The sequence below is a fragment of the Botrimarina sp. genome, from assembly GCF_040219535.1.
GTDB lineage: Bacteria > Planctomycetota > Planctomycetia > Pirellulales > Lacipirellulaceae > Botrimarina.
Genome location: NZ_JAVJSH010000002.1, coordinates 1 through 23,642, shown reverse-complemented (window position 1 = coordinate 23,642; position 23,642 = coordinate 1). Strand labels below are relative to the sequence as shown.

The following is a 23,642-nucleotide window of genomic DNA, read 5'->3' as shown; positions in this document are numbered from 1 at the left end:
GTGGGGCGTCTCAGAGGCGGAACTGCGAAACAATCGTGCGGAGTTCGGCGGCTAGCCGCGAGACCTCGGCGCCGGCGTGCCGGGTCTGCGTCGCGGCGCCGGCGGTCTGCTTGGCCCCCTGGTCGACGCCGAGCATGCTCTGGGAGATGCCCTGGCTGGACCGCGCCGAATCGCTCACGCCGGAGACCACCAGGTCGGTGGCGGCGGCCGCCTGGGACACGTTCTGCGAGATCTCTCGGGTGGTGATGCTCTGTTCCTCGACCGCGGCGGCGATGGTCCGGGCGACCTCGTTCACGTTGGTGATGACCGCGGTGATCTCGCGGATCGACCCGACGGCCTCGCCCGTCGAGGCTTGGATCCCTTCGATCCGTTTGCGGATGTCGTCGGTCGCGGACGCGGTCTGCTTGGCGAGGTCCTTGACCTCCGACGCGACGACGGCGAACCCCTTGCCGGCTTCGCCCGCGCGGGCCGCCTCGATCGTGGCGTTGAGCGCGAGCAGGTTCGTCTGTTCCGCGATGTCTTGGATGACCTCGATAACCTTGCCGATCTCGTCCGCCGACGCGCCGAGCCCGCCGACCCGATCGTTGCTGATCTCCGCCAGCCGCGCGGCCTGATCGGCCACGTTGGCCGACTGCTCGGCGCTCTTGGCGATCTCGTTGATCGTGGTGGTCATCTCCTCGGTGGCGGCGGCGACCGAGCGCACGTTGGCGGACATCTGCTCGCTGGTCGCGGCGACGGTGGCGATCGCTTGCGACATCTGTTCCGCGGCCGACACGACCGTGGCGGATTGCGACCCCGTCTGTTCGGCGCCGGCGGCGAGCGTCGTCGCGGTGGAAGTGAGTTCGGTCGATCGGCCGCTCAGCGACTCGCTCGCCTGGGACACCTGGCGGAGGATCTTCTGCATCCGCTCGATGAACGCGTTGAACGACGCGGCGAGCTCTCCGAACTCGTCGCTCCGGCCGATCTCGACCCTCTGCGTGAGGTCCGCCTCGCCCTGGGCGATCGACCTGACCCGCTCGACGAGCTCCGCCAGCGGCCCCGCGACCGACCCGGACACGAGCCACGCGACAGCCAGCGCCGCACCGATCGCCGGCACGAGCACCGCGATGCTCGTCCACAGCAGCCCGCTGGCGATCCCCGCGGCGGCGCGCTCGATCGTCGCGACCGACGCGAACGCCTCGGCCGTGTCCATCTTCGACAGGATGGCCCAGCGGAGACCTAGCACGTCGACCGGCGCGTAGGCGACCAGGGTCGGTTCGTTGCGGTAATCGTTCATCAGCTCGGCGCCCGACTCGCCCCGCATGGCCGCCTCGACGGCGGGGCTCCGGACGGCCCCCGCTTCCGGGTTGCGGAACGACGCCTCGAGGCTGTGCGTCTCGGGGGCCAGGCGGGAGTCGCTGCGCAGCTTGGAGTCGGGGCCCACCAGCAGCGACTCGCCGGTTTCTCCCAGCCCCTCGCGGGCCGTCATGATCTGGTTGATCCGGTCGACCGGCAGCTGGAACACCAGCACGCCCAGCCGCTCTTCGCCATCGAACACCGGGGTGGCGAGGAAGCTGGCGGGCGCTTCGCAGGAAGGACCGTATTGCTCGAAGTCCGCGATCGCAAACTCGCCATGCGACGCCTCTGCCGCGCGGCGGAATGCCTGAGCGAGATTCGTTCCCGCGTAGGGTCCGTCGTTCAGTGAGGTAGCGAAGTCTGGCTTCTTGGAGACCGAATAAACGATGTCGCCCGACCCGGGGTCGACCAGGAAGATGTCGTGGTAGCCGAACCTCTCTGAGTAGCGCCGGATTACCGGGTGGATGACGTTGTGCAACCGGCCGTAGTCCGATTCGGCGCCGGCGGCGTCGAGCAAGCGTTTCGAGCCGAGCGGGTTCTCCGTGGCGCCGATGTAGGCGTGCTGCAGGGCGATTGCCGTGTCGTCGAGTTGCTCCAGCAGCGCGTCCACGTCCGGGCGCTCGCCTGCGTTCCTCTTGGCGTAGGTGGTGGCGAACTCGTCCGTGTAGTGCTGGCGGAGCGATCCGCGCAAGGCCGCCGGATCGGTTTCGGCGACGATCGAGGCCGCGTAGCGATCGAAGAATCCGGGCAGGCGTCGCATCGCCTCGACGATCATGCGGTTCTCGGCCAGCGTGACCGCCTGGTCACGGATGTGTCCGAAGTAGGCCTCGACCTGCCGTTGCTTCAGCGAGCGCTGCTGCTCGAGCAACACGACGCTTCGGGCTCGGATGTCTTCGGTGGCTTGAGCGCGGAGCTTCTCCAGGCCCGACTCGGCCGAGAGGTAGCCCACGCCGCACGCGACCAGAAGCGGCGCCACGGCGCACGCGAGGAATCCGGCGATGAGGCGGGTTCGGATCTTCATGGCAACCGCGCAGCGGGCGGTGAGGGATTGGGCTCGGTCAATCAGCGAGCACTTGTTCGACATCGAGCAGCACGCAGATGTCTTTCTCCAGCGTGTGCACGCCACGGAAGAACCGGCCGTCTACCCCATCGACGTTCGACGGGGGCGGGCTGACCTGGTCGGCCCCGATGGTGAGGATGTCGCTGATGCGGTCGACCAGCAGGCCGATCGCCTCGCCTTGGGAGTGGACGATCAGGTTGCGTGTGTCGCGCGTCGTCTCGCCGGGGGGGAGCCCCAGCACGCTCCGCAGGTCGATCACGGTGGCGACCTCGCCGCGGAGGTTGATCACTCCGCGCACGTGTCGCGACGCGCCCGGCACCGGTGTGATGTCGAGTTGCCGGTTGATCTCCTGGACCATCCGGATGTCGACGCCCAGCAGTTGCTCGCCGACGTAGAACGTCGCGTACTGCGTTGGATCGGCCGCGGACGGCTTGGCGGTTGCGAGGCTCATGCGTGGCTCCCTTGGGCGGCGCACCCGGCGAAGTTCTGGATGGCGGTCAGCAGCTTGTCGCGGTCCATCTTGATCTGGTAATCGTCGATGCCGGCTCGGATGCCGCGCTCGACGTCCGCCGACCCGGCGAGCGACGTCAGTGCGATGACCGGCGTGCCGGCGAAGCGTGGGTCGGCCTTGACCCGTTCGCAGAGTTCGAACCCGTTCATGTTCGGCATCTCGATGTCGGTCACGACGACGTCGAACGGCTCGCCGTGGGAGTCCATCGCGTCCCAGGCGAGTTGGCCGTCTTCGTAATCGCGGACGCGGTAGCCGGACTCTTCGAAGATCGACTTCACCTGCGAGCGGAAAAACGCGGAGTCCTCCGCCAGCAAGATCAGTGGTGGGTCGTCCGCGGCGAACTCGTCGTGCGTGTCGCCGGCGAACCAGTCCGGGTGCGAGAGCCGGGTGACCTCGAACAGGTCGATCAGGCGGACCGTCCGCGAGTTCAGCACCAGCGAACCGATGACGCCGGGCTCTCGGAACGTGGCGGTGTCGACGCTCGCGGTGACCTCACGGATGTCCTCCAGGATCGGCGCGAGCAGGCCGACCTCGCGGCCCCGCACCTCGTACACGACCACGTACACGCTCTCCGCGTAGTCCCCCACGCCCGCCGCGATACAGTTCTCCAGCCGCATCAGCGGCAGCGTGGCGTCGCGGTACTGGAGGACCTCGCGGCCGGCGACCGAGTCGATCTGGTCGACGCGGACCCGCTCGAGGCGGGCGACGATGTCCATCGGCACCGCGAACAGGTCCTTCTCGTTGTTGCGGAACAGCAGCAGCGACTGCGTGTCGACCTGCTCGTCGGTGCGTCGCTCGGGGGACTGCTCCGCCTCGTTGAGCTCTTCTTCGCTGCGGAACTCTTCCTCCGCGGCGATCCCCGCGATGTCCAGGATCAACGCGACGTGCCCGTCGCCGAGGATCGTCGCGCCGGCCAGTTGGCGGCACTCCTTGTGGTGGCGCCCGAGCGGCTTGACCACGATCTCCTCGGAGTCGTGCAACGCGTCGACGACCAGCCCGAAACGCGTCTGGCCCGTGTCGACCACGATCACGTTCGTGGCGCCGGTCGCGTTGCCCTGCACGCGGCCCTCGGCGGGCTGGCAGCCCAGCGTCTCGCGCAGGCGCACCAGAGGCAGCAGTTGGCCGCGCAGGCGGAGCACCTCGGCGTTCTTGACGCGGCCGAGCTTTTCCTCCCGCTCGTTCTGCCGCACACGCACGAGCTCGGCGATGTTCACCTGCGGGATCGCGAAGCGGTCGCAGCCGACTTGGACGATCAGCGATGGGATGATCGCCAGCGTGAGCGGCAGCGTCACGGTGATGTTGGAGCCTTGTCCCAACTCCGACTCCACGTCGACCGTGCCGCCGAGCCTCGCGATGTTGGTCCGGACGACATCCATCCCGACGCCGCGGCCCGACACGTCGGTCACCTTCTCGGCGGTGGAGAAGCCCGGCGCGAAGATCAGCCGGATCGCGTCGCGGTCGCTCATCTGCTCCGCCTGCTCGGGGGTGATGATCCCCTTGGCGAGGGCCTTGGCCTTGAGCTTGGCGGGGTCGATGCCGGCGCCGTCGTCGTTGATCTCGATCCGCACCTTGCCGGCCTGGTAGCAGGCTTTCAGGTGGAGCGTGCCGGCAGCGGCCTTGCCGGCCTTTTCGCGGTCCTCCGGCGTCTCGATGCCGTGGTCGATCGAGTTGCGCACCAGGTGGGTCAGCGGGTCGCCGATCGCTTCGACGATCGTCTTGTCGACCTCTACCTCTTTGCCCTCGACGACCAACTCGCACTGCTTCCCGAGCTTGCTGCTCAGGTCGCGTACGACGCGCGGGAAGCGGCCGAAAACCGTGCCGATCTGCTGCATGCGGGTCTGCATGATCGCTTCTTGCAGCTCGCTGGTGATCTGGTCCAGCCGCGCCGAGATCGCTTCGAGGCCGTTCTTCTCTTGGGTCGAGACGGCCTGCAGCAGTTGGTTGCGGCTGAGCACCAGCTCGCCGGCGAGGTTCATCAGGCTGTCGAGCACCCCAACCGCCACGCGGATCTGCGCCTCGGGAGCGGCTTTCGGCGCCTTGTCGGGCGCGTCGGTCTTCGCCGCGTCGATGGGGTCGGCCGCCGGTTCCGCTTGCGCTGCGGTCGGCGCTGCGGCCGCAGGTTCGGCTTGCGCTGCGGCCGGCGGCGTGGCGGCGGCCTTTTTGGCGCTCAGCTTTTCGGCCAGCTTCGCGTTGATAGCGGCTTCGAGCTCCTCGTCGGTCGGCGTGCGGTCGATCGGCGCGGGCGTGGCGGCCGGTGTCGCGGCTTGTTCGGCCGGCGCGGGGGCTTCGTCGCCCGCCCGCATCGCCGCGGCCGCGATCCTTTCGAGCGCCGCGATGTGCTCCGAGACGTCGGAGGAATTCGAGTTCTCGACGTCGTCGATCAGGCACTTCAGCGCGTCGGCGCCCTTGAGCATGTCGTCGACGATCGTGGAAGAGGGCGCGAGCTCCTCGTTCCGCATCATGTTCAGCACGTTCTCGAGGTTGTGGGCCAGGTCGTTGACCGTTCGCAGCCCCAAGAACCCGGCGGCGCCCTTGATCGAATGGATCGCGCGGAACACCTCGTTGACGAGCCCCACGTCGACGGCCGGTGCGGCCTGCTCGATGGCGAGGAACTGGTTCTCGATATCCGACAGGTGCTCGGTCGCCTCGACGACGAAGTCGGCGAGCAATTCGTTGTCTTCCACGGCACTATCCTCGGTCGGTCCGCTGGCGTACTTCGCTCGGCCGCCCCCTCGGCTGGGGAGCGGTGAGAAAACGTAAGTCACGCTGGCGGCACGGCGTGATCCGATGACGAGAGTCGACGCGGATAACGGCCAGCGTCGCTCGAGCCCGCGCGAACGCCGGGCGGGTTGTGCCGGTTAGGCCGCCGCGGCCGAGCCCACGCCGGCTACTGTTCGCCGCGGCCGCGCGGATCGCGCCGCAGAAGGTCCTCGCCGTAACCCGGCGGGAAGGGGTCGAACAGGCCTTCGCCGAACGGCTGTTCGGGTTTCACCGGCGCGTCGTCCATCGGGGGGCGCCGTTTCTTGCGTCGGGGCGGGCGGCGCTCCGGGGGCGCGCTGGGGGGCTCCGGCGACGGGGGGGGCGCCGAGGGCCGAGGCGGCGGCAGCGGGTCGTTTGCCGCTTGGCGGCGCGCTTCGGCCAGAGCCGCCGGGTCGGAGAACTCGGCGATCCACTCGGCTTGCGAGCCGGCGTCGGCCGTCGGGCGATCCGCGACGCGGTCGGGAGATCCTGCCGGCCGGTGGCGGACCGCGGTGAACCACTCGTGGCTGTCGACCCACTCCGCGCCGGCAGAGCGGGCCGCGCGTTGCACGCGGCGGTCTCCGCTGACGACCGTCAGGCCCCGGTGCGGCCGCCCCGATTCGAGCAGGTGCTCGATCATCGCGTCCGCGTCGGGGTAGCCCCGCGCGAAGCGGATGTCGAGATCGTCTTGGGTCGCGCGGTCGGGCAGCCCCAGCGGGGCGTCGGCCGCGTCGAACACGATCAACGTGTCGCGTCGCTCGGCCGGCGAGAGGCGATCCACGAGGAAATCGACCAGCGCCTGCCGAGAACCGCGCAACGTGCCCGCCAGCTCGCCTGCGCCGAACAAGTCGGTCGCGTGGAGCAGATTGTAGCCGTCGATCAACAGGCGCATGGTCTCGGTCGTGGGGCGCTGGGCGGGCACGGCCGCCGTGAACCGGGCGCCGCGGGCCCTGAGGGCGGCGACTCACAGCGTCGGGATCAACTGCTATAGATGTGGTGTTCGCGGAACTCGCGGTGGAAGTACCGCTCGATCGCGCCGTCGGCGTCGAGCAGGTGGGCCAGCAACGCCGCGCGGACCCACATGCCGTTGCGCGCCTGGCGGAAGTACATCGCGCGGGGGTCGGAGTCGATCTCGGCGGGGATCTCGCCGAAGTGCTGGTCGCGCGGGAACGGGTGCAGGATCGGCGCGTAGGCCTTCATCCGCGCGACGAGGTCCCGGGTGAGCTTGTAAGGGGACAAGTCGAGCCGGGCGAGCGACTCTTGGTCGGCCGGCGTGTCGTGCTCTCTCTGGACACGCGTCATGTAGAGGGCGTCGATCGCCTCGATGGCCGGAACGCCATCGACCGGAGCCTCGAAAGAGTCGACCTCGAGCACGGGCACCCCGCGCTCGGCGAGGCGCTGCCGCAGGTCGTCGCGCATCCGCAGGGCGGGGTGGTCGGGCGTGACGAACACGAGCCTCACGCCCGGGTAGTCCGCCAGCAGCATCGCCAGGGAGCGGACCGTGCGGCCGCGGCCGATGTCGCCGCAGAAGCCGTACGTCTTGTGCGCCAAGCCGGTCGACAGGTCCGCGTGCCCGTAGCGGCCGCGGAGCTCGTCCAGGCGGCTCACGGGGGAGTCGGCGGGGTTCTCGAACTTGAAAGTCCGCTGCAGCGTGTACACGTCGAGCAGAGCTTGGGTGGGGTGCTCATCGGCGCCGCTGCCCGCGTTGACGATGGGTACGCTGCGCTGCGCGCTGCGGGCCAAGTCGTTCATCAAGTAGGCGCAGCTCTCCGCCAGGCGCGCGACCGGCGAGCGCATGATGATCAGGTCGAAGTAGCTGGAGAACATGCGGATCGAGTCGAAGCGGGTCTCGCCCTTCGCTTCGCTCGAGGTGCTCGGGTCGCGGACCTCGTTGCAGGTGATCCCGAGGATCTGGCAGGCGGCGGTGAACGACAGGAAGGTGCGGGTCGAGGGCTGCGTGAAGTACAGCATGGCCCGACGGTGCGCGAGCAAGTCCCGCAGGAAGTCCTGACCCGCACGCGACTTCGACAGCACCCGCACTTGGTCGGCGGTCTCGGCCAAGTCGTCAAGCAGGGCCGGCGACAGCTGTCCGGCGAAGATCAGGTGGCGGAGTCGACCGTCGCGCTGCAGCTCAGCCGCCTTGACGCGGACGGGGCGGGCGAGCCGCGCCTCGTAGGCCTGCAGGTCCAGCTCGTCGCGTGTCGGGTGCAGCGGCCCGAGGGCCTCGGTTAGCCGCGTCGACTCGGATCCGCCCTGCATGGCCAGTACCGCTTGAGTCACGCCCAGAGAAACGCCGGCGGCCTTTCCGCCCGGCCCCAAGCGTTATCCCGCGCCCGCGATCGGGCGGTCAAGCCACACGCCTGGCGCCCGCGGCGGCTAGACCGGCCAGGATCAGCAGCGCGGCCTGGGGTTCGGGGACCGGCGCGGGCCCGAACTCGAGCGACAGCTCGTAGAGCTGCACGTTGTCGATCGTCCCGCGGACGCCGACGTAGTAGTCGACCCCAGGCGTCAGCGGCGCTGCGGCGATGATGCTGACCGTGTCGATCCCCTCTGGCCGCCGCCCCCGCAGCGATGCGATCCCTTGGTAGCCGCCGCCGATGAGCTCGACCTCCAGCGGGTTGAGCTCGGCGGTTTCCAGCAAGAGCTGCTCGGCCTCCGTGGCGCCCTCTAGGTACGAGCGCCCCACCTGCGACAGCGTCACGCTAACCGTGGTGGGCTCGGCGACCTCGAATCGGAAGTAGTCGCGGTCGGACAGGCCATCGATGCTGACGAAGTCGGTCTGGTCGGGGGCGACCACCACCGCCCGCCCGTCGGCGCCGATGACCCAGCTGTCGTGCGGCTGGAAGGAGCCGATCTGCGTGGCGGCGCCCGCCGAGTCGTTGCCGCCGTCGCGTTCGAGCGGGTCGCCGTAGTTTCGCTGCACAGCGAGTATGTCGTCGATCTGAGGGCCGTCGAACGCGATCGAGATAAACGGCTCCATCAGCTGCCCCGAGTCGGACGAGACCAGGTGGTTCAAGCCCAGGCCGTGCCCCGCCTCGTGCATGAGCACGTTCCGCAACCGGCGGGAATCGAGCTGCCTGTTGCCGAAGTAGGGGGCGTCTTCGGTGTCGAGCACCATGTCCGCGTGGTCCGGGAAGTAGTTGTACGCGAGCGTATTGCCCCCCGATTCGGAAACCCCGATCGGGTGGCCACCGATCCGCACGTCGGGGTACACGCCGCGCTGACCGCGCGGGGTGGTGAACTGATTGATCGCCGCGCCGCCGTCGTTCGGCTCGAACTCGTACAACACGCCCGACAGCTGCGACCAACGGGCGAACGATTCTGCGAACAGCCGGAACCACGGCGCTTGCTGGAGGCCGCCCTCGCCGGCGCCGTAAACCGAGTCGAACGAGGCGATCAGGTCGCTCGGTTCGGGCTCCGCTCCGAAGGAAGAGATCGGCGTGCCGTCGGCGACGATCCCCCAAGTCAACGTGATCGGATCGCCCTGGTTGCGAGCGCTCGAGAAGTCGGTGGCGGTTTGCCGCCAGCGGTCGGTGATCTGAAACTCCGCGGAGGGAACCGGTTCGCAGTCGCGCTCAGAGCCCGGCGCGACTGCCGTGTGCGCTGACACGCCGACGAGGCAGGCGTAACAAGAGCACGCCGCGTCCGCCCACGCGGCCGATAACAGCAGCGCTACGCATACAAACGCCGCCCCCGCCCCCGGTGGGGAGGGACGTCCGGCCTCTGGCGGCATGGAGGTCTACTCGGCGGTTGGGGGGCGCTGCGCTCCGGGCACGCGATCGGCCTGGCCTTTCGCGGAATCTTCTAGATAGACACCCCCGGCGAGCGGGTCAAACAACCGGCGCCGCGGCGCCCATGCACGCCCTATTCGCCTGCGGCTTCGCGCGAGAAGACCGGTTGATCCGGCTTTGAAAGCGCCGGGTTGTGCCGGTAGCCCTCGGAGTCAAACGCCAGCAGCGACTTCTCCGTGAGGGACCGCGAACGGAGCAAGTGACGAGTCATCAGCCCCCGCGCCCGCTTCGCGTAGAAGCTCACGACGCGCCACCGGTCGCCGTGTCGCTCTTTGAACACGGGGGTGACGACCCTGGCGTGGAGCCGCTTGCGGTTCACTACCGACCAGTACTCGTTCGACGCGAGGTTCACGACGAGCGGTTCGCCCGCAGCCGACCGGGAGTCGTCCAGGTCGTCGTTCAACACGTCGGTGACCCGGTCGCCCCACCACGCGTAGAGGTCTTTCCCTCGCGGGTTGGAGAGACGGCAGCCCATCTCGAGCCGGTAGGGCTGGATCTTGTCGAGCGGTCGCAGCACGCCGTAGAGGCCGGAGAGGACACGCACGCTGCTCTGCGACTTTTCGAGCTGCTTGTCGGTCAGCGAATCCGCGTCGAGCCCCTGGTAGACGTCGCCGCGGAAGGCGAGCACGGCCTGCTTCGATCCCCGCGCGTCCCACGCGACGCGCCAGCCTTGCGTGTAGCCGTGGGCGGTTTCGGCGAGTTGATCGCTCAAGCCCATCAGCTCAGAGAGCTCGCCTCGCGACAGACCCTTCAGCATCGAAGCCAGCTTGTTGGCTTCCGAGTGCAGCGCGGGCTTGGTTGCGGGCAGGTCGCGGTCGACTGGCTCGAAGTCGAGCGTCTTAGCGGGGGAGAGCAGGATCAGCATCGGATCGGAACACGGGGAGCGTGGGGCGGGCGACACAGGATCGATAGGCCGGCGAGCCCGTTTCGGCTACCTCCCGGCGCCGTACGCGGCGTTCCGCCTCACGGGCGACGCCGCGCACGCAGCCACGATCAATCGGCGACCCGCCACCGCGCCTTGAACAACCAGACGAGCAGCCCGAGCAGGGCCAGGTTGTACGCGACCGCCCACACGCAGTGGGCGAAGAACAGCACCGGCTGGCCAGCGACCTGGCCGGCCGAGCCGCTGCTCTCGATGTCCAGCGGCAGCGCGAACGCGGCGATAAAGGGGCTGACGGCGCCGGCCGCCGTGACGAGGCCAGCCGCGGCGGTCCCCTGGTAGAAGGTGTCCGCGAAGTAGCGGGCGGCTAGCGGCGCCAGGTACAGGGTGATGATCGCCAAGTAGGTCGCCATCAAGCTAGTCGAGGTCTTCGAGTAGAGCGTCGAGCACAGCAAGCCCGTCAGCGACGTGGTCACGCAGCTCAGCGCGACGATCAGGAAGTAGCCCGCCATCGTGACCAGGTTCCAAGCGCTCTCGGTCCAGTACAGCGGCATCAGGCACGCGAGCAGCACCGGCCACATCAGGAAGCTGGTCAGCACGGTCGACACCCGCAGACCGGCGAGCAGCTTGCCCCAGAGGATCTGCCACGGGGTGATGAGCGTGGTGAGCAGCAGGTCGAGCGTCTGCCTTTCGCGCTCGCTCGCCACGCTGCCGGCCGAGAACACCGGCCCGCACAACATGTTGAACAGCAGCACGTAGGCGATGTACCACGGCGCGTGCTGCGGCTGCAGGTAGAGGCCCCACGCCATGAGCGGGATGGCGAGCACCATCGAGATCTGGATCACCACGCGGAGCATCAGCGTGCCGCCGCTGAAGATCTCCGAGCGCATCTCCTTGTCGTAGATCGGGTTTGCCCCCTCGGGCAGGAAGTCGGTCCGCTTCGGCGGGGCGAAGAGCTTGTCGGGGAACGCGTCGCGGTCGATGTACAGGCCGACGGCATCCTCGCCCTCGGTCTCGAGGTCGATCGCGTCCTGCCCGCCGGCCCCGAGGTCGGGTGGGTAGAGAAGCCGCCGCCGGGCGGCCTCCCACAGCACCACGCAGCCAGCGAAGCAGGCGACCGGCACGACGGTGGTCGCGATCGTCAGCCGCAGCGGCCCCAGCCGCTCGAGCGTGTTCCAAACGGTCACGCCCACCAGCGCGAGCGGCAGGATCATCAGGTACGAGACCACCAGCGCCGACACGGTCCGCCCGAAGTAGCTGCTCGCCCACAGGCTGATCATGCCGAACAGCGCGACGCTCGAGGTCATCGCCACGTACGCGCCGAGCACCTCGTACGGCGACACGCCGCCCAGCGGCAGGCAGAGCATCACGATCGGCAGCGAGCTGATCATCAGCACCGCCAGGTGCGTGAGCGACGCGAGCAGCTTGCCGAACACGATGGCCCCGGGGCGCATCGGCGAGGCCAGTAGCTGTTCGAGCGAGAGCCGCTCCTTCTCGCCCGTGATCGCCCCGGCCGCGAAGCTCGGCGCCATCAGCGAGGCCAGCAGGTACTGCCCGAGAAAGAACAGCCCCACCAGCCGCTTCGCCGCCTGCGGCTGCGCCATGTCGAGCACGCGCTCCTGCGGCCAAGCCAGCAGCACCACCCCGCCGAGCAACGCGACGTACGCGAACAACAGCAAAAACGCCCGCGGCCGGCGGAGGTTCGCCAGCAGCTCGTGCTGCAGAACGGGATTCTGAGTGAGATACATGTAGTTGCGAGTCGTGAGTCGCGAGGCGCGAGTTGGGTGATCGCGTTATCTCGACGTTGAGCGGATGAGGCCCGCGAGCATTCGGCTGACCTCGTCAGCTTTCTCCAGCAGGCGATCGATTGATTCTCGGTCAGCCATCCCGAGTTCGGCCGCCAGCAGCAATTGCGTCTCTAACTCACAGAGCGATCCTTTTGCGACCGCGGCGAAACGTGCCATTTCCTTCGGCGTTCCTCTGCCGTGGCCCTCGGCCAGATTCGAAGGCACGGAAACAGCGGCTCGGCGAAGCTGTGCAACGAGACCGAAACGCTCGTCGTCCGGAAAGCCCTTTGTGAGTCGGTAAATCGCGAGCGACAGGTTCATGCTGTCACGCCAGACCTTCAAGTCGCGATATCCAGCCATCCGGTTGCTCACCCGAAAATCACGGAAATCGACTCAACACCGACAACTCAGAACTCGCGCCTCGCAACTCGCGCCCTCAGCTCAATACTCCCGCGGCCGAACCGTCCCTTGCACGCGGCTCGGCAGGCCCATAAGGCGCAAGAAGCCTTCGGCGTCGGTTTGGTCGTAGGAGCCGCCCCCTTCCATGCTGGCGACCTCGGCGTCGTACAGGCTCTGCGGGCTGGTGCGGCCGTGGACCTCGATGTTGCCCTTGTAGAGGCCGAGCTTCACCTCGCCGGTGACCGGCTTCTGCGCCTCGCGGATGAAGGCCAGCAGCGAGTCCATCTTCGGCGTGTACCAGAAGCCGTAGTAGACATCCCGCGCCACCTCGGGCGACAGGCGGTCGCGGAGGTTCACCAGGTCGCGGTCGAGCGTGAGTTGCTCGAGTTGCAGGTGCGCGGCGTACAGCGTGGTCATGCCGGGCGCCTCGTACACGCCGCGGCTCTTCATTCCCACGAAGCGGTTCTCGACGATGTCGATCCGCCCGACGCCGTTGCGGCCGGCGATGTCGTTGAGCTTCTGCACGACCTTCAGCGCAGACAGTTTCTCGCCGTTGACGCTGACCGGCACGCCCGACTCGAAGCCGATCGTGACCTCCTCGGTCTTGTCGGGCGCGTCCTGCGGCGACACGCCCATGCCGAAGTCGGGGATCGCCACGCCGCAGTTGTCGACCTCCTCGAGCTCGCCCGCCTCGTAGCTGATGTGCAGGCAGTTCTCATCGGAGCTGTACGGCTTGGCGGCGGACGCTTTGACGGGGATCTTCTTGACGTCGCAGTACTCGATCAGCTCGGTGCGGCCGGGGAACTTGTCGCGGAACGACTTGATCCGCCAGGGGGCGATGATCTTGACGGTGGGGTCGAGCGCCTCGGCGGCGAGCTGGAAGCGGCACTGGTCGTTCCCCTTGCCGGTGGCGCCGTGGGCGAACGCCTCGGCGTTGACCTCCTTGGCCACTTGCAGGCACGCCTTGGAGATGATCGGCCGCGCGATCGACGTGCCGAGCAGGTAGATCCCCTCGTATTTCGCTTGCCACTGCAGCACGGGGAACGCGAAGTCGCGGCAGAGCTCCTCCTGCACGTCGACCAGGCGGGCCGACTTGGCGCCGCAGTTGTGCGCCTTCTCCATGATCGCGTCGCGGTCCTCGCAGGGCTGGCCGACGTCGACGTACACGCAGTGCACGTCGTACCCCTCGTCTTGGAGCCAGCCGAGGATGACCGACGTGTCGAGGCCGCCGGAATAAGCGAGGACGCAGGAGGGCATGGGGGAGTTAGCGGGTCAGAGATTGGGTGGGGGACGATTCGCCGACGGTTACGCTCGCCGGGCGATTCTGCCGACCCGAGAGCGGGGCCGCAAGTTGCGGACCAGACCGCCCGCCACGGTCGGTAGTTCACGCGGCGCGTGCGGCGGCGAGGCCTCTGAGTCCGGCGGCGGCGGCTTCCGCGATCGCCGTGTCGCTTCGGCCGGTTTCGCCGCTCGGGAGGGGGACGCTCAGTAACTGTGCTCGTCGAGCCGCACCTCGCCGCGGAACGTGCGGTACACGATCACCGTGTAGGAGAGCACCAGGGGCATGCCGATGGCCGCAAAGATGGTCATCAGCCACAGGGTCGATTCGCTCGACGCGGCGTTGTAGACCGTCAGGCTGTTGTCCGGGTCGGTCGACGAAGCGACCAGGTTCGGCCACAACGCGAAACCGAACAGGAACACCAGCGCCGCGATCGAGCAGCCGGAGGACACGAACGCCTGACCCTCGCGGCGCTTGGCGAGGCAGCGGGGCACGTTGAGCACGGCCAGGAAGTTCAGCACGACGATCGCCGCGCCCCAGGGGTGCTGCTCGAAGTTGGTCGTGGCCCTGGGGACGGTCGCGACGGCGGCGCCGGTCACCACAAGGAACAGGGCCACGTAGGCCGCGTACGCCGACCACGCCCAGCGGCGGGTCCGCTCGCGGAGCTCGCCCGCGACCTTGAGGCACAGGTACAGCGCGCCGTGCAGGGCGAACGCCGCCACGGCGAGCGCGGCGACCAACAGGGCGAACGGGCCGATCTGCTCGAGCGTCGAGCTCATCATGATCCCCCCCGAGTCCAGCGGCACGCCGGCCATCGCCGCGCCGACCGAGGCGCCGAAAGCGATCGTCGTGATCAGGCTGGAAAGGAAGAAGACCGTGTCCCAGAGGTTGCGCCACCACGGGCGGTCGACCTTGCCGCGGAACTCGATCGACACCGCGCGAAAGATGAGGCCGCCGATAGCCGTGTAGAAGCCGGCGTAGAAGCCGCTGAGAGCGCTGGAGTACGCCTCGGGGAAAGCGGCGAACAACGCGCCGCCGAAGGTCACGAGCCAGACCTCGTTGCCGTCCCACAGCGGGCCGATCGAGTTAACCGCCAAGCGGCGCTCGTGCGCGGTCCGCCACAGCGGGTGCACGATCCCCACGCCCAGGTCGAACCCGTCCAGCACGGCGTACCCCGCCAGCAGCACGCCGAGCAGGATGAACCAGAAGGTTTGAAGGTCCATTGAGAGTCGCGGGATGGGAGTTGCGAGACGCGGGTCATATCGAGGGCGGCTGAGCGTAACGCAACGAGAGTCAACTCACGCCTCGCGCCTCACGACTCGCCACTCTAGGCGTCGGCCATGCCGATGTCGTGGCGTCGCTCGGCGATGTTGGCGCCGCTCGCGTCGTGGTGGTCGCCGTCGTCGGGGCCGTGTTGGATTTTGCCGTTCAAGAGCACCAGCCAGAGCACGCCGAGCAGCGTGTAGATCAATCCGAAGAAGATGATCGAGCCGAGGACCTGGGAGGCCTGGACCGACTCGGACACGCCGTCCGCGGTGCGCAATCCGCCGGTCGCCACGCCGTCGACGACCGTCGGGTAAACCACCCACGGCTGGCGCCCCGTTTCGGCGGTGACCCAGCCGGCCTCGTTGGCGACCATCGCCAGCACGACCGACGCCACGAAGAACCACAGCAGCCACCGCTGATCGAACAACGTGCCCCGGCGGTAAAAAAACCACGCGGTGAGCGTGGCCGCGATGAACAGCGTGCCGATGCCGACCATCAGGTGGTACGCCTGAAAGGTGATCCACACCGGCGGCATGCCGTAGATCGGTTCGAGGCGGTCGAAGCCGGCGACCTCGGCCGACGGGTCCTGGTGCAGCAGCAGGCTGAGGCCCGCGGGGATCGCGAGGCCCCACTCGACACGGCGCTCGTCGCTGTCGGGCCAGCCGAACACGTACAGCGGCGCGCCGGCTCGGGTTTCGTACAAGCCTTCCATCGCGGCCAGCTTGGCCGGTTGGTGCTCGGCGACCATCTCGGCGTTGAAGTGTCCGGAGACCGCCTGGGCGATCGACGCGACGGTCGCCAGCAGCAGGCCGCCGGTGAACGACCGCTTGGCGAACTCGGTGTGCCGCCCCTTTAGCAAATACCACGCCGACACGCTCATCACGAACGCCGCGCCGAGGATAAACGCGCCCAGCCACACGTGGGTGAGTCGCTGCACCGTCGAGGGGTTGAAGACCATCGCCCAGAAATCGACGATCTCCGCGCGCAAGGCGGTGCGGTCGCCGACGGTGTGCTCTCGGAGCACGTGGCCGGCGGGGGTCTGCTGCCAGCTGTTGGCGATCACGATCCACACGCTCGAGAAGATCCCGCCGAGCGCGACCATCGTCGTGGCGAAGAAGTGGGTCTTCGGCCCGACCCGGTCCCAGCCGAACAGCAGCAGCGACAGGAAGCCCGACTCGAGGAAGAACGCGAAGATGCCCTCGGCCGCCAGGGCCGAGCCGAAAACGTCGCCGACAAAGCGGGAGTAGGCGGCCCAGTTCGTGCCGAATTGGAACTCCATCACGATGCCGGTCACCACCCCCATGGCGAAGTTCAGGCCGAACAGCCGCGTCCAGAACCGGGCGGCCGTTTCGTAGATCGCCTCGCCGGTCCACAGGTACCGGCCTTCGAGGTAGACCATCACCACGCTCAACCCGATCGTCAGCGGCGGGAAGAGGTAGTGGAACATGATCGTCAGCGCGAACTGCACGCGTGACAGGAACACGACGTCCAACTCGGCTAGCAGCGGCACGGCAGACCTCTCTCGGGGCGGCGGCCTCGGTTTCGGGTAAATGTAAAGGGCCCGGCCCGAAAAGTTCACCGCGTGGCGGATTGTCGCGGCGGGCAGCCGCCCTCTCCAGCGAACCGGGCGGGTGGTAGATTGTCGGGCCAAAGCCGACCTCCCCGCCCGCCCTATCCCGCCCAACCTCCCCCGCCGCGATGTGCAAGGACGACACGCCCGCCGCCGAATCAACAGCCGCGTCGAAGAATTTCATCGAGCAGCAGATCGACGCGGACCTGGCCGCGGGCCGCAACGACCGCGTGCACACCCGCTTCCCGCCGGAGCCCAACGGCTACCTGCACATCGGGCACGCGAAGAGCATCTGCCTCAACTTCGGCTTGGCCGCGGAGTACGGCGGGCTGTTCAACCTGCGGTTCGACGACACCAACCCCGCCAAGGAAGAGCAGGAGTACGTCGACGCGATCGTCGACGACGTCCGCTGGCTCGGCGCCGACTGGGGCGATCGGCTGCTGCACGCGAGCGACTATTTCGAGACGCTCTACGAGTGGTCCGTCGAACTGATCAAGGCGGGCCACGCGTTCGTGTGCGAGCAAAACGCCGATCAGATGCGTGCCGCCCGCGGCACGCTCACCGAGCCGGGCGAGCCGAGCCCGTTCCGCGGCCGATCGGTCGAGGAGAACCTCGGCCTCTTCGCCCGCATGCGCGCGGGCGAGTTCCCCGACGGCGCGCGGACGCTCCGGGCGAAGATCGACATGGCCTCGCCCAACATCAACCTGCGCGACCCGGTCATGTACCGGATCAAGCACCTGCCCCACCAGCGCACCGGCGACGCCTGGAACATCTACCCGTCGTACGACTGGGCGCACGGCCAGGAGGACGCGATCGAGGGGATCACCCACTCGATCTGCACGCTCGAGTTCGAGAACCACCGCCCGCTGTACGACTGGTTCCTCGACCGCCTGGCGGAGCTCAGGTTGCTGCCGCACCACCGGCCGCGGCAGATCGAGTTCGCGCGGCTGAACCTCACCCACACGGTGATGAGCAAGCGGAAGCTGCTGCAGCTTGTCCAGGAGAAGCACGTCGACGGGTGGGACGACCCGCGGATGCCCACGATCCGCGGCCTCCGCCGACGCGGCTACACGCCCGAGGCGATCCGCGCGTTCTGCGAGCGGATCGGCGTGACGAAGCAGAACAGCACGATCGACATGCTGTGGCTGGAGGACGCCGCGCGCGAGCACCTGAACGAGACCGCCCTTCGCCGGATGGCCGTGCTGCGGCCGCTGAAGGTCGTGCTCACCGGCTACGCCGACGGCGCGCCGCTGCCCGACGGGGAAGAGACCAAGCTCTGCCACCTGGACAACCACCCGCAGGACCCGTCGCGGGGGACCCGCGAGGTCGTGCTCGGCCGCGAGATCTGGATCGAACGCGACGACTTCATGGAGGACGCGCCGAAGAAGTTCTTCCGCCTGAAGCCGGGCGGGGCGGTGCGGCTGCGCGGCGCCGGGATCGCCATCTGCGACGAGGTCGTCAAGGACGGCTCGGGGGAGGTCACCGAGCTCCGCTGCCGCTTCGACCCCGACACGTCCGCCAAGTTCGAGGACAAGAAGGTCAAAGGGACCATCCACTGGGTCCCGGCCGAGGAGTGCATCGACGCGGAAGTGCGGCTGTACGACCACCTCTTCGAGGCCGAGAACCCCGACAAGGCCGACGAGGGGAAGACTTTTCTCGACAACCTCAACCTAGCCTCGCTCGAGATCGTCGTCGCGAAGCTCGAGCCCTGCCTGGCCGACGCCGAGCCAGGCGAGCGGTTCCAGTTCGAACGCCTTGGCTACTTCTACGCCGACCCGATCGACTCGGTCGGTGACGCCCCGGTCTTCAACCGGACCGTCACGCTACGCGACACATGGGGCAAAGAAGCAAGCAAGTGACCCGCCGCGCGACGACAGCCGCCCAACGAAAGGTCAATCGTCGAACGGCGACTCCCGCCGCTTGCCGCCGGGCGTCAGGTCGAGGCTCTCGTGGGCGTGATCGCGGAGCCTCCGGCGCAGCGTGAGCCAGTCGTGCACGAGGAACAACGACGCGTCGATGCTGCCGGCCACATAGCCCAGCAGCAGCCCGCTGCACGCGACCGCCGTGAGCCGCGTCGGGTCGACTAGGAAGAGATGCCCGTTCGCTCCGGCTACCACCACCGCCCAGCCCGAGCTGAAAACGGCGCCGGCTACCATCGACACGGCGCGCGGGCTGCCCAGCCGCGCAAGCGCCGCCTGGGCCACGCCCACGAACAGCATCAACGCGGACAGGAAGTAGAAGCTCCAAGGGAAGCCCACACGCACGGCCTTCAGCACGACCAACAGGCCCACGCAGTAGACCGTCCCCAGCAGCATCAAGCCCACGCCGAAGCGACGCGTCACCGAGTAGGTGTCCGTCGACCAATGCTTCGCTGGCATAGCTGGGCGCCCCGGCGGAGGGGATTCGGATCGGCCCCCGAATCTACCACGAGCCGGTCCGGCCCCGCTCGCTATCGCTCAGGCGTCGCGACGCGTTCGAAGGCGACGCAGGCCGAACAAGACCGGCACCGCAGGCGGCCTCCTTCTTCTCGTGACAGATCCACCCGACCGCACTCGGAGCAGTCCGCCGTCGCGTGGTGGAGCTGGACTTTGACGACCTCCCCGTCGTACAGGCGCTTCTTTGCCAGGAACACAGCCGAGAGCACCTTGATCTCTGAGCCACCGGCGGCTGGGCCAAAACTGACCAAGCCGTTGGGCACGCCGGGATCCGCGGTGCACGCGCCGTCTGCGGAGCGTGTCACGTCGCAAGAGATCGAGCTGAGCATCGTGTCGTCGGTGCGTGTCGCCGCTGCCAACAGCGGGAGCAGCGTAGAGAGCACCGAGACCGCAACGAACAGCATCGTCAGCGCAGCGATCGGCAGCTGGATCGGTGCGAGCATAGCGAGATCACTCCGGGCGAGTGGGGCGGCGCGAGCCTCGATACCCTACGCCATACGCCACCCTACGCCACACGCCGCGTTTGGCCGGCTTCCGAGGCTAGCGGGCCGCGGATCGGGAGTCGGCTCGGAGGGGTCACGCAGCTTGTGGGGGTGAGCCCCGGCCGACCGCTGTGGATCGCCGCCACCCGCCCCGACCTCAGCGAAACGCCCCCGCGCTTCTCCGAACGCCGGCTTGGCGCCTTCGGGCAACTCCGCCCGATAGGCGCCACGCGGCGAGAACGCTGCGCTCCGCCGCGCGGCGGGTTACGGAGATCAGCCGAGCCTTTGCCGCCCGCTCGGGTCGGTGGCAAGCCAACGGGTCAGAGCCACGGCGAGCGGCACAGGTAGCTCGCCATCAGGGCCCCGACAGCGAGGGCAAACGCCGAGGTTGCCGTCGAGGGATCAAACATGACGCACCAGCTCTACGGGGTACGCAACAATTAAATCGGGCTCGTCGATATGCAAGTTGCTCGCCCAATCGATTTCGTGAACGCTCTCGCCGCACGACTGGCAGCGGTAGTGCAGCCCGATCGACTGGTCGAGACCTCCGATCGGCGGCCGCACGGTCGTGCGGGTCACCTCGACCGGACTGCCGCAGCCTTCGCAGTTGATGATTCGCATCCCTTAGTCCTCCCGAAACCGACCGGCGAAAGCTCGCCATCCGACCAGTAGGGCGAAAACCGTGCCACACCTAGCACGCGCTCAGGCGTGGCGGCCGGATCGCCGTGGGTCGCGACTTGTTGGGCGCGACCGACGTCTACCGGCCGCCGCTCCCCGGCGGGCGGCGACGCTGATAGGCTAGGCGAGCGCCCGACCGACTGCCGGCGTCACGCACCCCCCGACCGGAGTGGGGCGCGGGCTCGGACCGTTTGCCGCGCCTCGCCGGTCCAGCCCCCCGACTCCCGTTGCGGTTTCTGTCATGAGCGACAAGATCTCGGTGCACGTGGCGTGCGACCACGAGGTGCTTCGGAAGTGCATCGCCGCCTTCTTGGATTGCCACGACCAGATCGAAGTCCGCCGGACCAGCCCCGAGGGCACACGCGGCGTGGCCGAGGTCACCAAGACGCAGGCCCAGGTGGTCGTGCTCGTTATCCCCGCCTACGAAGACGTCGCGAAGCACGTCAGTTGGTACCGCGACGCCCTGAGTGATGCGGCGATCGTAGGGTTCTGCTTGATCCCGGAGCAGGCGGGCGGCTTCCGCGAAGCGGACGTCGACGACTTGGTGCACACGCACTACACGGCCAACGAGTTCCTGGAGGCCGTGAAGAGAGCCGTCGGGAATCGGGACAAGAACTAGCCCGCCGTTACGCCCGCCGCCCTTTGGGGCGGTCCCGACGGCGGTTCCCGCGCCGATCGCCGTAGAGATCCCCAGGCCCAACGCGGCCGACCGCCGCTCTCTTCGCTCGGGCTTTCGCACATCGAACTGCAGCTCACGACGAGCCGCGAGCCGTGCCGATGGCGGCGACCGACAGCAGGAGGTCCGCCCGAACCGCCCGTCGTCGCCCCGTCGCGGGCGGCGCGAGCGGCCGCCTTGCGTCGCCGCCGCGACGACGCATAATCAGCGGACTCGCTGCCAAGCGTGCGTTGCCGGAGTGGCGGAATTGGCAGACGCGATGGATTCAAAATCCATTGGGGGCAACCCCGTGAGGGTTCGAGTCCCTCCTCCGGTACTCCTAAGCGTGTAACGACTTACGGCCATTTTGGCCGCTCTCTGACGGGGTCGATTCGGGGCGGGTGTTACCTTGGGTGTTACCCAACTCGGGTTCGGCGACCGTCGCCCACAGCGCCTTGGCCGTTTCGTTGGCGTCGTCGCCCACGTAGTAGGCCATCGTGGTCTGCAGGCTCGAGTGCCGCATCATCTCCCGCAGCACGGTCGGCATGACCTTGCGTGACCACCGGGCCCCGAACGCGCGGCGTAGGTCGTGGGCGCTGGCGAACTTCCGCTTGCCGCCGGAGTCGTCGACGACCACCCTCGCGGTCTCACCAAAGGCGGCCACCGTTCGGCAGACGGTCGAAGCGTCGGGGCCAACGTTGAACACCCGACCCCGCCGCTGGCGGGCAGGAACGCTCTGCAGCAGTTCCACGAGCTCCGGGGTCATGGGCAGCATGCGGTCGCGATGGGCCTTCTCGGCCTCGGCCGGGATCCGCAGCATCGGGTAGTCGCCCTCCAGGTCCACCACGATGGCCCCCGGCCGGTCCTCCCACGAGAGCGACAGCGACTCCGTGAGCCGCAGGCCGGAGTGCCACAGGCCCCTCAGGTAGAACCGCCAAGCGGCGACGCGCGGGTCGGCGGCGATCTCTTCCTCGGTCGCTTCCGGGTCCAGGTCCTCCGCGACCACCTTCGGCACGGCCGTCAGCATCCGCTCAAACTCTTCGGTGGTGATCGGCCGGCCCCGCATGACCTTCGCTCCGCGGGCCCGCTTCGGCATTTCAACCTGCGGGGCGTTGGAGAGCAGGCCTTGCCGCACGGCCCACCGGGTCACGGCTTTGATGGCCCGAAGGTGGCGGGCGACCGTGGCCTCGCTGCAGCCGCCGGCCCGCAGGTGAGCCACGAACGCGGTCACCCTGGCCGTGGTGACATCCGCCAGCCGATCGGGCCGGCAGAATCGCTCGAGGCGGTTCAGGGTCGCGCAGTACGTGACACGGGTGCCGGGGGCTAGGGCGGCCAGGGCGTTGGTCTCATAGAACACCCGGAACTCGGCCCAGCCCATCCGCGAGTCACGTTGATACCGCCCCTCCCGCAGCTCCGCCTCCCACTTCGCCGCGGCCTTCTCGGCCTCGCGTCGCTTGGCGGTGCCTGTCGACCGGGCCACCTGCTTGCGCGTGACCGGGCATCGGTAACGCATCATGAGGTTGGTTCGGCCGGGGTACTTCACCACGTGCACGGTGATGGTCTCGCTCATCGCTCCCCCTTTTGAGTTGAGCCCGGCCGCCCCACGCGGAGCGACCGGGCGTTGATCGATCAGCCCTTGAACAGCCGCGACAGCAGGCCGCTATCGGGCCGCGACGGCGCCTTTCCGCGGAACCGGTAGCGGCTGCCTCCGGTGAACTTAGCGCCCTCCGGCGGCTTCGGCGGCAAGGGGAGCGGCGCCCCCTCTGGCCGGTACTTCCGCAGCTCCCCCGGGCAGAGCTCGGTTGAGTTCAGCCACGGCGGGTCCGCCCACCCCTGGCTGGCGCACCACCGCCACAGCGTGACGCACCGCTTGGCGTCGGTCCTCACCGCGAGCTCGCCAACGATCTCCGCTCGCTCCTGCAGCCAGATCCGCACCGTGACGGGGTCCAGGTCGGCCGTCGTCGCCGGCGTCCCGAGGTGCTCGCTGAGCCGCTTCGGGATCGCCAGGAGGTAGCGGCGGCTCCGCGGCGTGAGCTTGTGCTCGGCGACGTACCGCTGGGCCGCTTTGGTCAGGTCGATCGGCTTCATGACGCGGCCCTCCCGGTGATGCGTGCGAGCCAACCAGGGCGAGGGGCCGGCGTCGGCTTAGCCACGGGCCTCACCCCCGGCGTGACGGCCGGCAGCTGCGTCGGGTCGACGTAGCTCTTCCGGGCGAGGCTCGGGTCGCTGTGGCCCAGCGCCGTGGTCGGGTCGCCCCCGGCGATCGCCACCTGCGTGGCGTGGTAGCGCCGGAACGCGTGGAACATGTTGTTCCGCGTCGCCTTCAGGCCCGCCTCGAGGAGCAGCCGCCGCATCGGCGGATAGGTGCTCGTCAGCTGCACCACGTTGAACACGTCGGCCGGGCTCGCCTCGAGCAGCAGCCGCAGGTCGTGGGCTGTCTCGGCGGAGATCGGCTTGCGGGCGTCGGTCGCCCCGCCCTTGCGGTGCTCGGCCCGGAAGTAGACGAGCCGCTTCTCGAGGTGGATGTCGCCCGGCGCCAGGTGGTGTATCGCGCCGTGCCGCTCGCCGGTGTTGATCGCCACGCCGATCAGCGCGGGGAAGTAGAGGTTCGCGGGCACGCCACCGATCCACCAGTCGGCCGCGCGGGCCGCCTTGTCGAGCCGCTCGACCTCCTCGGGAACCCACGCCTCGGGAGTCTTCCGGGCTTTCGGCGGCAAAGCGACGTCGGGCATCGTGCGGCCGTCGCGCCGGGCGAACCACCGCCAGAGGGCGAGC

Annotated in this window: 20 protein-coding genes and 1 tRNA gene; 3 read left to right on the top strand and 18 right to left on the bottom strand. The window is 68.6% G+C overall.

Features of this window, described 5'->3' with window-relative positions; genetic code table 11:
* Window positions 1-10: 10 nt before the first annotated feature.
* From RIC11_RS00280 to RIC11_RS00225, 12 genes are all read right to left on the bottom strand, one after another.
* Window positions 11-2,356 carry a methyl-accepting chemotaxis protein gene (locus tag RIC11_RS00280; RefSeq protein WP_350207815.1) on the bottom strand — a complete coding sequence of 782 codons (2,346 nt, stop codon included), beginning with the start codon at window positions 2,354-2,356 and terminating at the stop codon, window positions 11-13.
* 37 nt (window positions 2,357-2,393) lie between these two features.
* Window positions 2,394-2,846 (bottom strand): chemotaxis protein CheW, encoded by a 453-nt coding sequence (locus RIC11_RS00275; RefSeq protein WP_350207814.1) that lies wholly within the window; start codon window positions 2,844-2,846, stop codon window positions 2,394-2,396.
* Window positions 2,843-5,590 (bottom strand): hybrid sensor histidine kinase/response regulator, encoded by a 2,748-nt coding sequence (locus RIC11_RS00270; protein WP_350207813.1) that lies wholly within the window; start codon window positions 5,588-5,590, stop codon window positions 2,843-2,845. Before RIC11_RS00270 ends, RIC11_RS00275 begins: the two co-directional genes overlap by 4 nt.
* A 203-nt stretch (window positions 5,591-5,793) precedes the next feature.
* Complete coding sequence (locus RIC11_RS00265) at window positions 5,794-6,537, bottom strand: NYN domain-containing protein (RefSeq protein ID WP_350207812.1); 744 nt, start codon at window positions 6,535-6,537, stop codon at window positions 5,794-5,796.
* 86 nt (window positions 6,538-6,623) lie between these two features.
* Window positions 6,624-7,904, bottom strand: a complete 1,281-nt coding sequence (locus RIC11_RS00260; RefSeq protein ID WP_350207811.1) for an aspartate/ornithine carbamoyltransferase family protein — start codon at window positions 7,902-7,904, stop codon at window positions 6,624-6,626.
* A gap of 88 nt (window positions 7,905-7,992) precedes the next feature.
* A complete protein-coding gene (locus tag RIC11_RS00255; RefSeq protein ID WP_350207810.1) occupies window positions 7,993-9,255 on the bottom strand; it encodes a matrixin family metalloprotease in 1,263 nt (420 codons plus the stop codon).
* A gap of 254 nt (window positions 9,256-9,509) precedes the next feature.
* Window positions 9,510-10,301 carry a peroxide stress protein YaaA gene (yaaA, locus tag RIC11_RS00250; protein ID WP_350207809.1) on the bottom strand — a complete coding sequence of 264 codons (792 nt, stop codon included), beginning with the start codon at window positions 10,299-10,301 and terminating at the stop codon, window positions 9,510-9,512.
* Window positions 10,302-10,429: 128 nt separating this feature from the next.
* Window positions 10,430-12,064, bottom strand: a complete 1,635-nt coding sequence (locus RIC11_RS00245) for an ABC transporter permease subunit (protein WP_350207808.1) — start codon at window positions 12,062-12,064, stop codon at window positions 10,430-10,432.
* Window positions 12,065-12,109: 45 nt separating this feature from the next.
* Complete coding sequence (locus RIC11_RS00240) at window positions 12,110-12,475, bottom strand: four helix bundle protein (RefSeq protein ID WP_350207807.1); 366 nt, start codon at window positions 12,473-12,475, stop codon at window positions 12,110-12,112.
* Window positions 12,476-12,544: 69 nt separating this feature from the next.
* Window positions 12,545-13,759, bottom strand: coding sequence for an argininosuccinate synthase (locus tag RIC11_RS00235; protein WP_350207806.1), 1,215 nt, complete (start codon window positions 13,757-13,759; stop codon window positions 12,545-12,547).
* A gap of 228 nt (window positions 13,760-13,987) precedes the next feature.
* Window positions 13,988-15,004: a cytochrome d ubiquinol oxidase subunit II gene (gene cydB / locus RIC11_RS00230; protein ID WP_350207805.1), complete on the bottom strand. Its 1,017-nt coding sequence runs from the start codon at window positions 15,002-15,004 to the stop codon at window positions 13,988-13,990.
* 104 nt (window positions 15,005-15,108) lie between these two features.
* Complete coding sequence (locus RIC11_RS00225) at window positions 15,109-16,557, bottom strand: cytochrome ubiquinol oxidase subunit I (protein WP_350207804.1); 1,449 nt, start codon at window positions 16,555-16,557, stop codon at window positions 15,109-15,111.
* 188 nt (window positions 16,558-16,745) lie between these two features.
* On the opposite strand from RIC11_RS00225, the gene RIC11_RS00220 reads away from it, so the two are divergent.
* A complete protein-coding gene (locus RIC11_RS00220) occupies window positions 16,746-18,476 on the top strand; it encodes a glutamine--tRNA ligase/YqeY domain fusion protein (protein ID WP_350207803.1) in 1,731 nt (576 codons plus the stop codon).
* Between the two features lie 33 nt (window positions 18,477-18,509).
* Here RIC11_RS00220 and RIC11_RS00215 read toward each other — a convergent pair whose 3' ends face one another.
* The 3 genes from RIC11_RS00215 to RIC11_RS00205 all read right to left on the bottom strand — a co-directional run bounded on the left by RIC11_RS00215 (window position 18,510) and on the right by RIC11_RS00205 (window position 20,155).
* Complete coding sequence (locus tag RIC11_RS00215; RefSeq protein WP_350207802.1) at window positions 18,510-18,995, bottom strand: hypothetical protein; 486 nt, start codon at window positions 18,993-18,995, stop codon at window positions 18,510-18,512.
* A 71-nt stretch (window positions 18,996-19,066) separates the two neighbouring features.
* Complete coding sequence (locus tag RIC11_RS00210; protein ID WP_350207801.1) at window positions 19,067-19,495, bottom strand: hypothetical protein; 429 nt, start codon at window positions 19,493-19,495, stop codon at window positions 19,067-19,069.
* A gap of 441 nt (window positions 19,496-19,936) precedes the next feature.
* Window positions 19,937-20,155, bottom strand: a complete 219-nt coding sequence (locus tag RIC11_RS00205; RefSeq protein ID WP_350207800.1) for a hypothetical protein — start codon at window positions 20,153-20,155, stop codon at window positions 19,937-19,939.
* Between the two features lie 298 nt (window positions 20,156-20,453).
* Between RIC11_RS00205 and RIC11_RS00200 the strand changes: the two genes are divergently transcribed.
* Window positions 20,454-20,831: a helix-turn-helix domain-containing protein gene (locus RIC11_RS00200; RefSeq protein WP_350207799.1), complete on the top strand. Its 378-nt coding sequence runs from the start codon at window positions 20,454-20,456 to the stop codon at window positions 20,829-20,831.
* A 289-nt stretch (window positions 20,832-21,120) separates the two neighbouring features.
* A tRNA-Leu gene (locus tag RIC11_RS00195) sits at window positions 21,121-21,204 on the top strand.
* A gap of 3 nt (window positions 21,205-21,207) precedes the next feature.
* Here RIC11_RS00195 and RIC11_RS00190 read toward each other — a convergent pair.
* The 3 genes from RIC11_RS00190 to RIC11_RS00180 form a co-directional block, all read right to left on the bottom strand.
* A complete protein-coding gene (locus tag RIC11_RS00190; RefSeq protein ID WP_350207798.1) occupies window positions 21,208-22,437 on the bottom strand; it encodes a tyrosine-type recombinase/integrase in 1,230 nt (409 codons plus the stop codon).
* A 59-nt stretch (window positions 22,438-22,496) separates the two neighbouring features.
* Window positions 22,497-22,955 carry a hypothetical protein gene (locus tag RIC11_RS00185; protein WP_350207797.1) on the bottom strand — a complete coding sequence of 153 codons (459 nt, stop codon included), beginning with the start codon at window positions 22,953-22,955 and terminating at the stop codon, window positions 22,497-22,499.
* On the bottom strand, window positions 22,952-23,642 hold a 691-nt coding region (locus tag RIC11_RS00180), incomplete at its 5' end, for a site-specific integrase (protein WP_350207796.1). The genes RIC11_RS00185 and RIC11_RS00180, both read right to left, overlap by 4 nt.

Excerpts from the sequence above, each read along its gene's own strand:
- RIC11_RS00260 (WP_350207811.1), bottom strand. The coding sequence starts at position 7,904 with ATGCAGGGCGGATCCGAGTCGACGCGGCTAACCGAGGCCCTCGGGCCG.
- RIC11_RS00185 (WP_350207797.1), bottom strand. The coding sequence starts at position 22,955 with ATGAAGCCGATCGACCTGACCAAAGCGGCCCAGCGGTACGTCGCCGAG.
- RIC11_RS00220 (WP_350207803.1), top strand. The coding sequence starts at position 16,746 with ATGTGCAAGGACGACACGCCCGCCGCCGAATCAACAGCCGCGTCGAAG.
- RIC11_RS00210 (WP_350207801.1), bottom strand. The coding sequence starts at position 19,495 with ATGCTCGCACCGATCCAGCTGCCGATCGCTGCGCTGACGATGCTGTTC.
- RIC11_RS00265 (WP_350207812.1), bottom strand. The coding sequence starts at position 6,537 with ATGCGCCTGTTGATCGACGGCTACAATCTGCTCCACGCGACCGACTTG.
- yaaA (WP_350207809.1), bottom strand. The coding sequence starts at position 10,301 with ATGCTGATCCTGCTCTCCCCCGCTAAGACGCTCGACTTCGAGCCAGTC.
- RIC11_RS00190 (WP_350207798.1), bottom strand. The coding sequence starts at position 22,437 with ATGAGCGAGACCATCACCGTGCACGTGGTGAAGTACCCCGGCCGAACC.
- RIC11_RS00280 (WP_350207815.1), bottom strand. The coding sequence starts at position 2,356 with ATGAAGATCCGAACCCGCCTCATCGCCGGATTCCTCGCGTGCGCCGTG.
- RIC11_RS00245 (WP_350207808.1), bottom strand. The coding sequence starts at position 12,064 with ATGTATCTCACTCAGAATCCCGTTCTGCAGCACGAGCTGCTGGCGAAC.
- RIC11_RS00275 (WP_350207814.1), bottom strand. The coding sequence starts at position 2,846 with ATGAGCCTCGCAACCGCCAAGCCGTCCGCGGCCGATCCAACGCAGTAC.
- cydB (WP_350207805.1), bottom strand. The coding sequence starts at position 15,004 with ATGGACCTTCAAACCTTCTGGTTCATCCTGCTCGGCGTGCTGCTGGCG.
- RIC11_RS00215 (WP_350207802.1), bottom strand. The coding sequence starts at position 18,995 with ATGCCAGCGAAGCATTGGTCGACGGACACCTACTCGGTGACGCGTCGC.
- RIC11_RS00200 (WP_350207799.1), top strand. The coding sequence starts at position 20,454 with ATGAGCGACAAGATCTCGGTGCACGTGGCGTGCGACCACGAGGTGCTT.
- RIC11_RS00235 (WP_350207806.1), bottom strand. The coding sequence starts at position 13,759 with ATGCCCTCCTGCGTCCTCGCTTATTCCGGCGGCCTCGACACGTCGGTC.
- RIC11_RS00205 (WP_350207800.1), bottom strand. The coding sequence starts at position 20,155 with ATGCGAATCATCAACTGCGAAGGCTGCGGCAGTCCGGTCGAGGTGACC.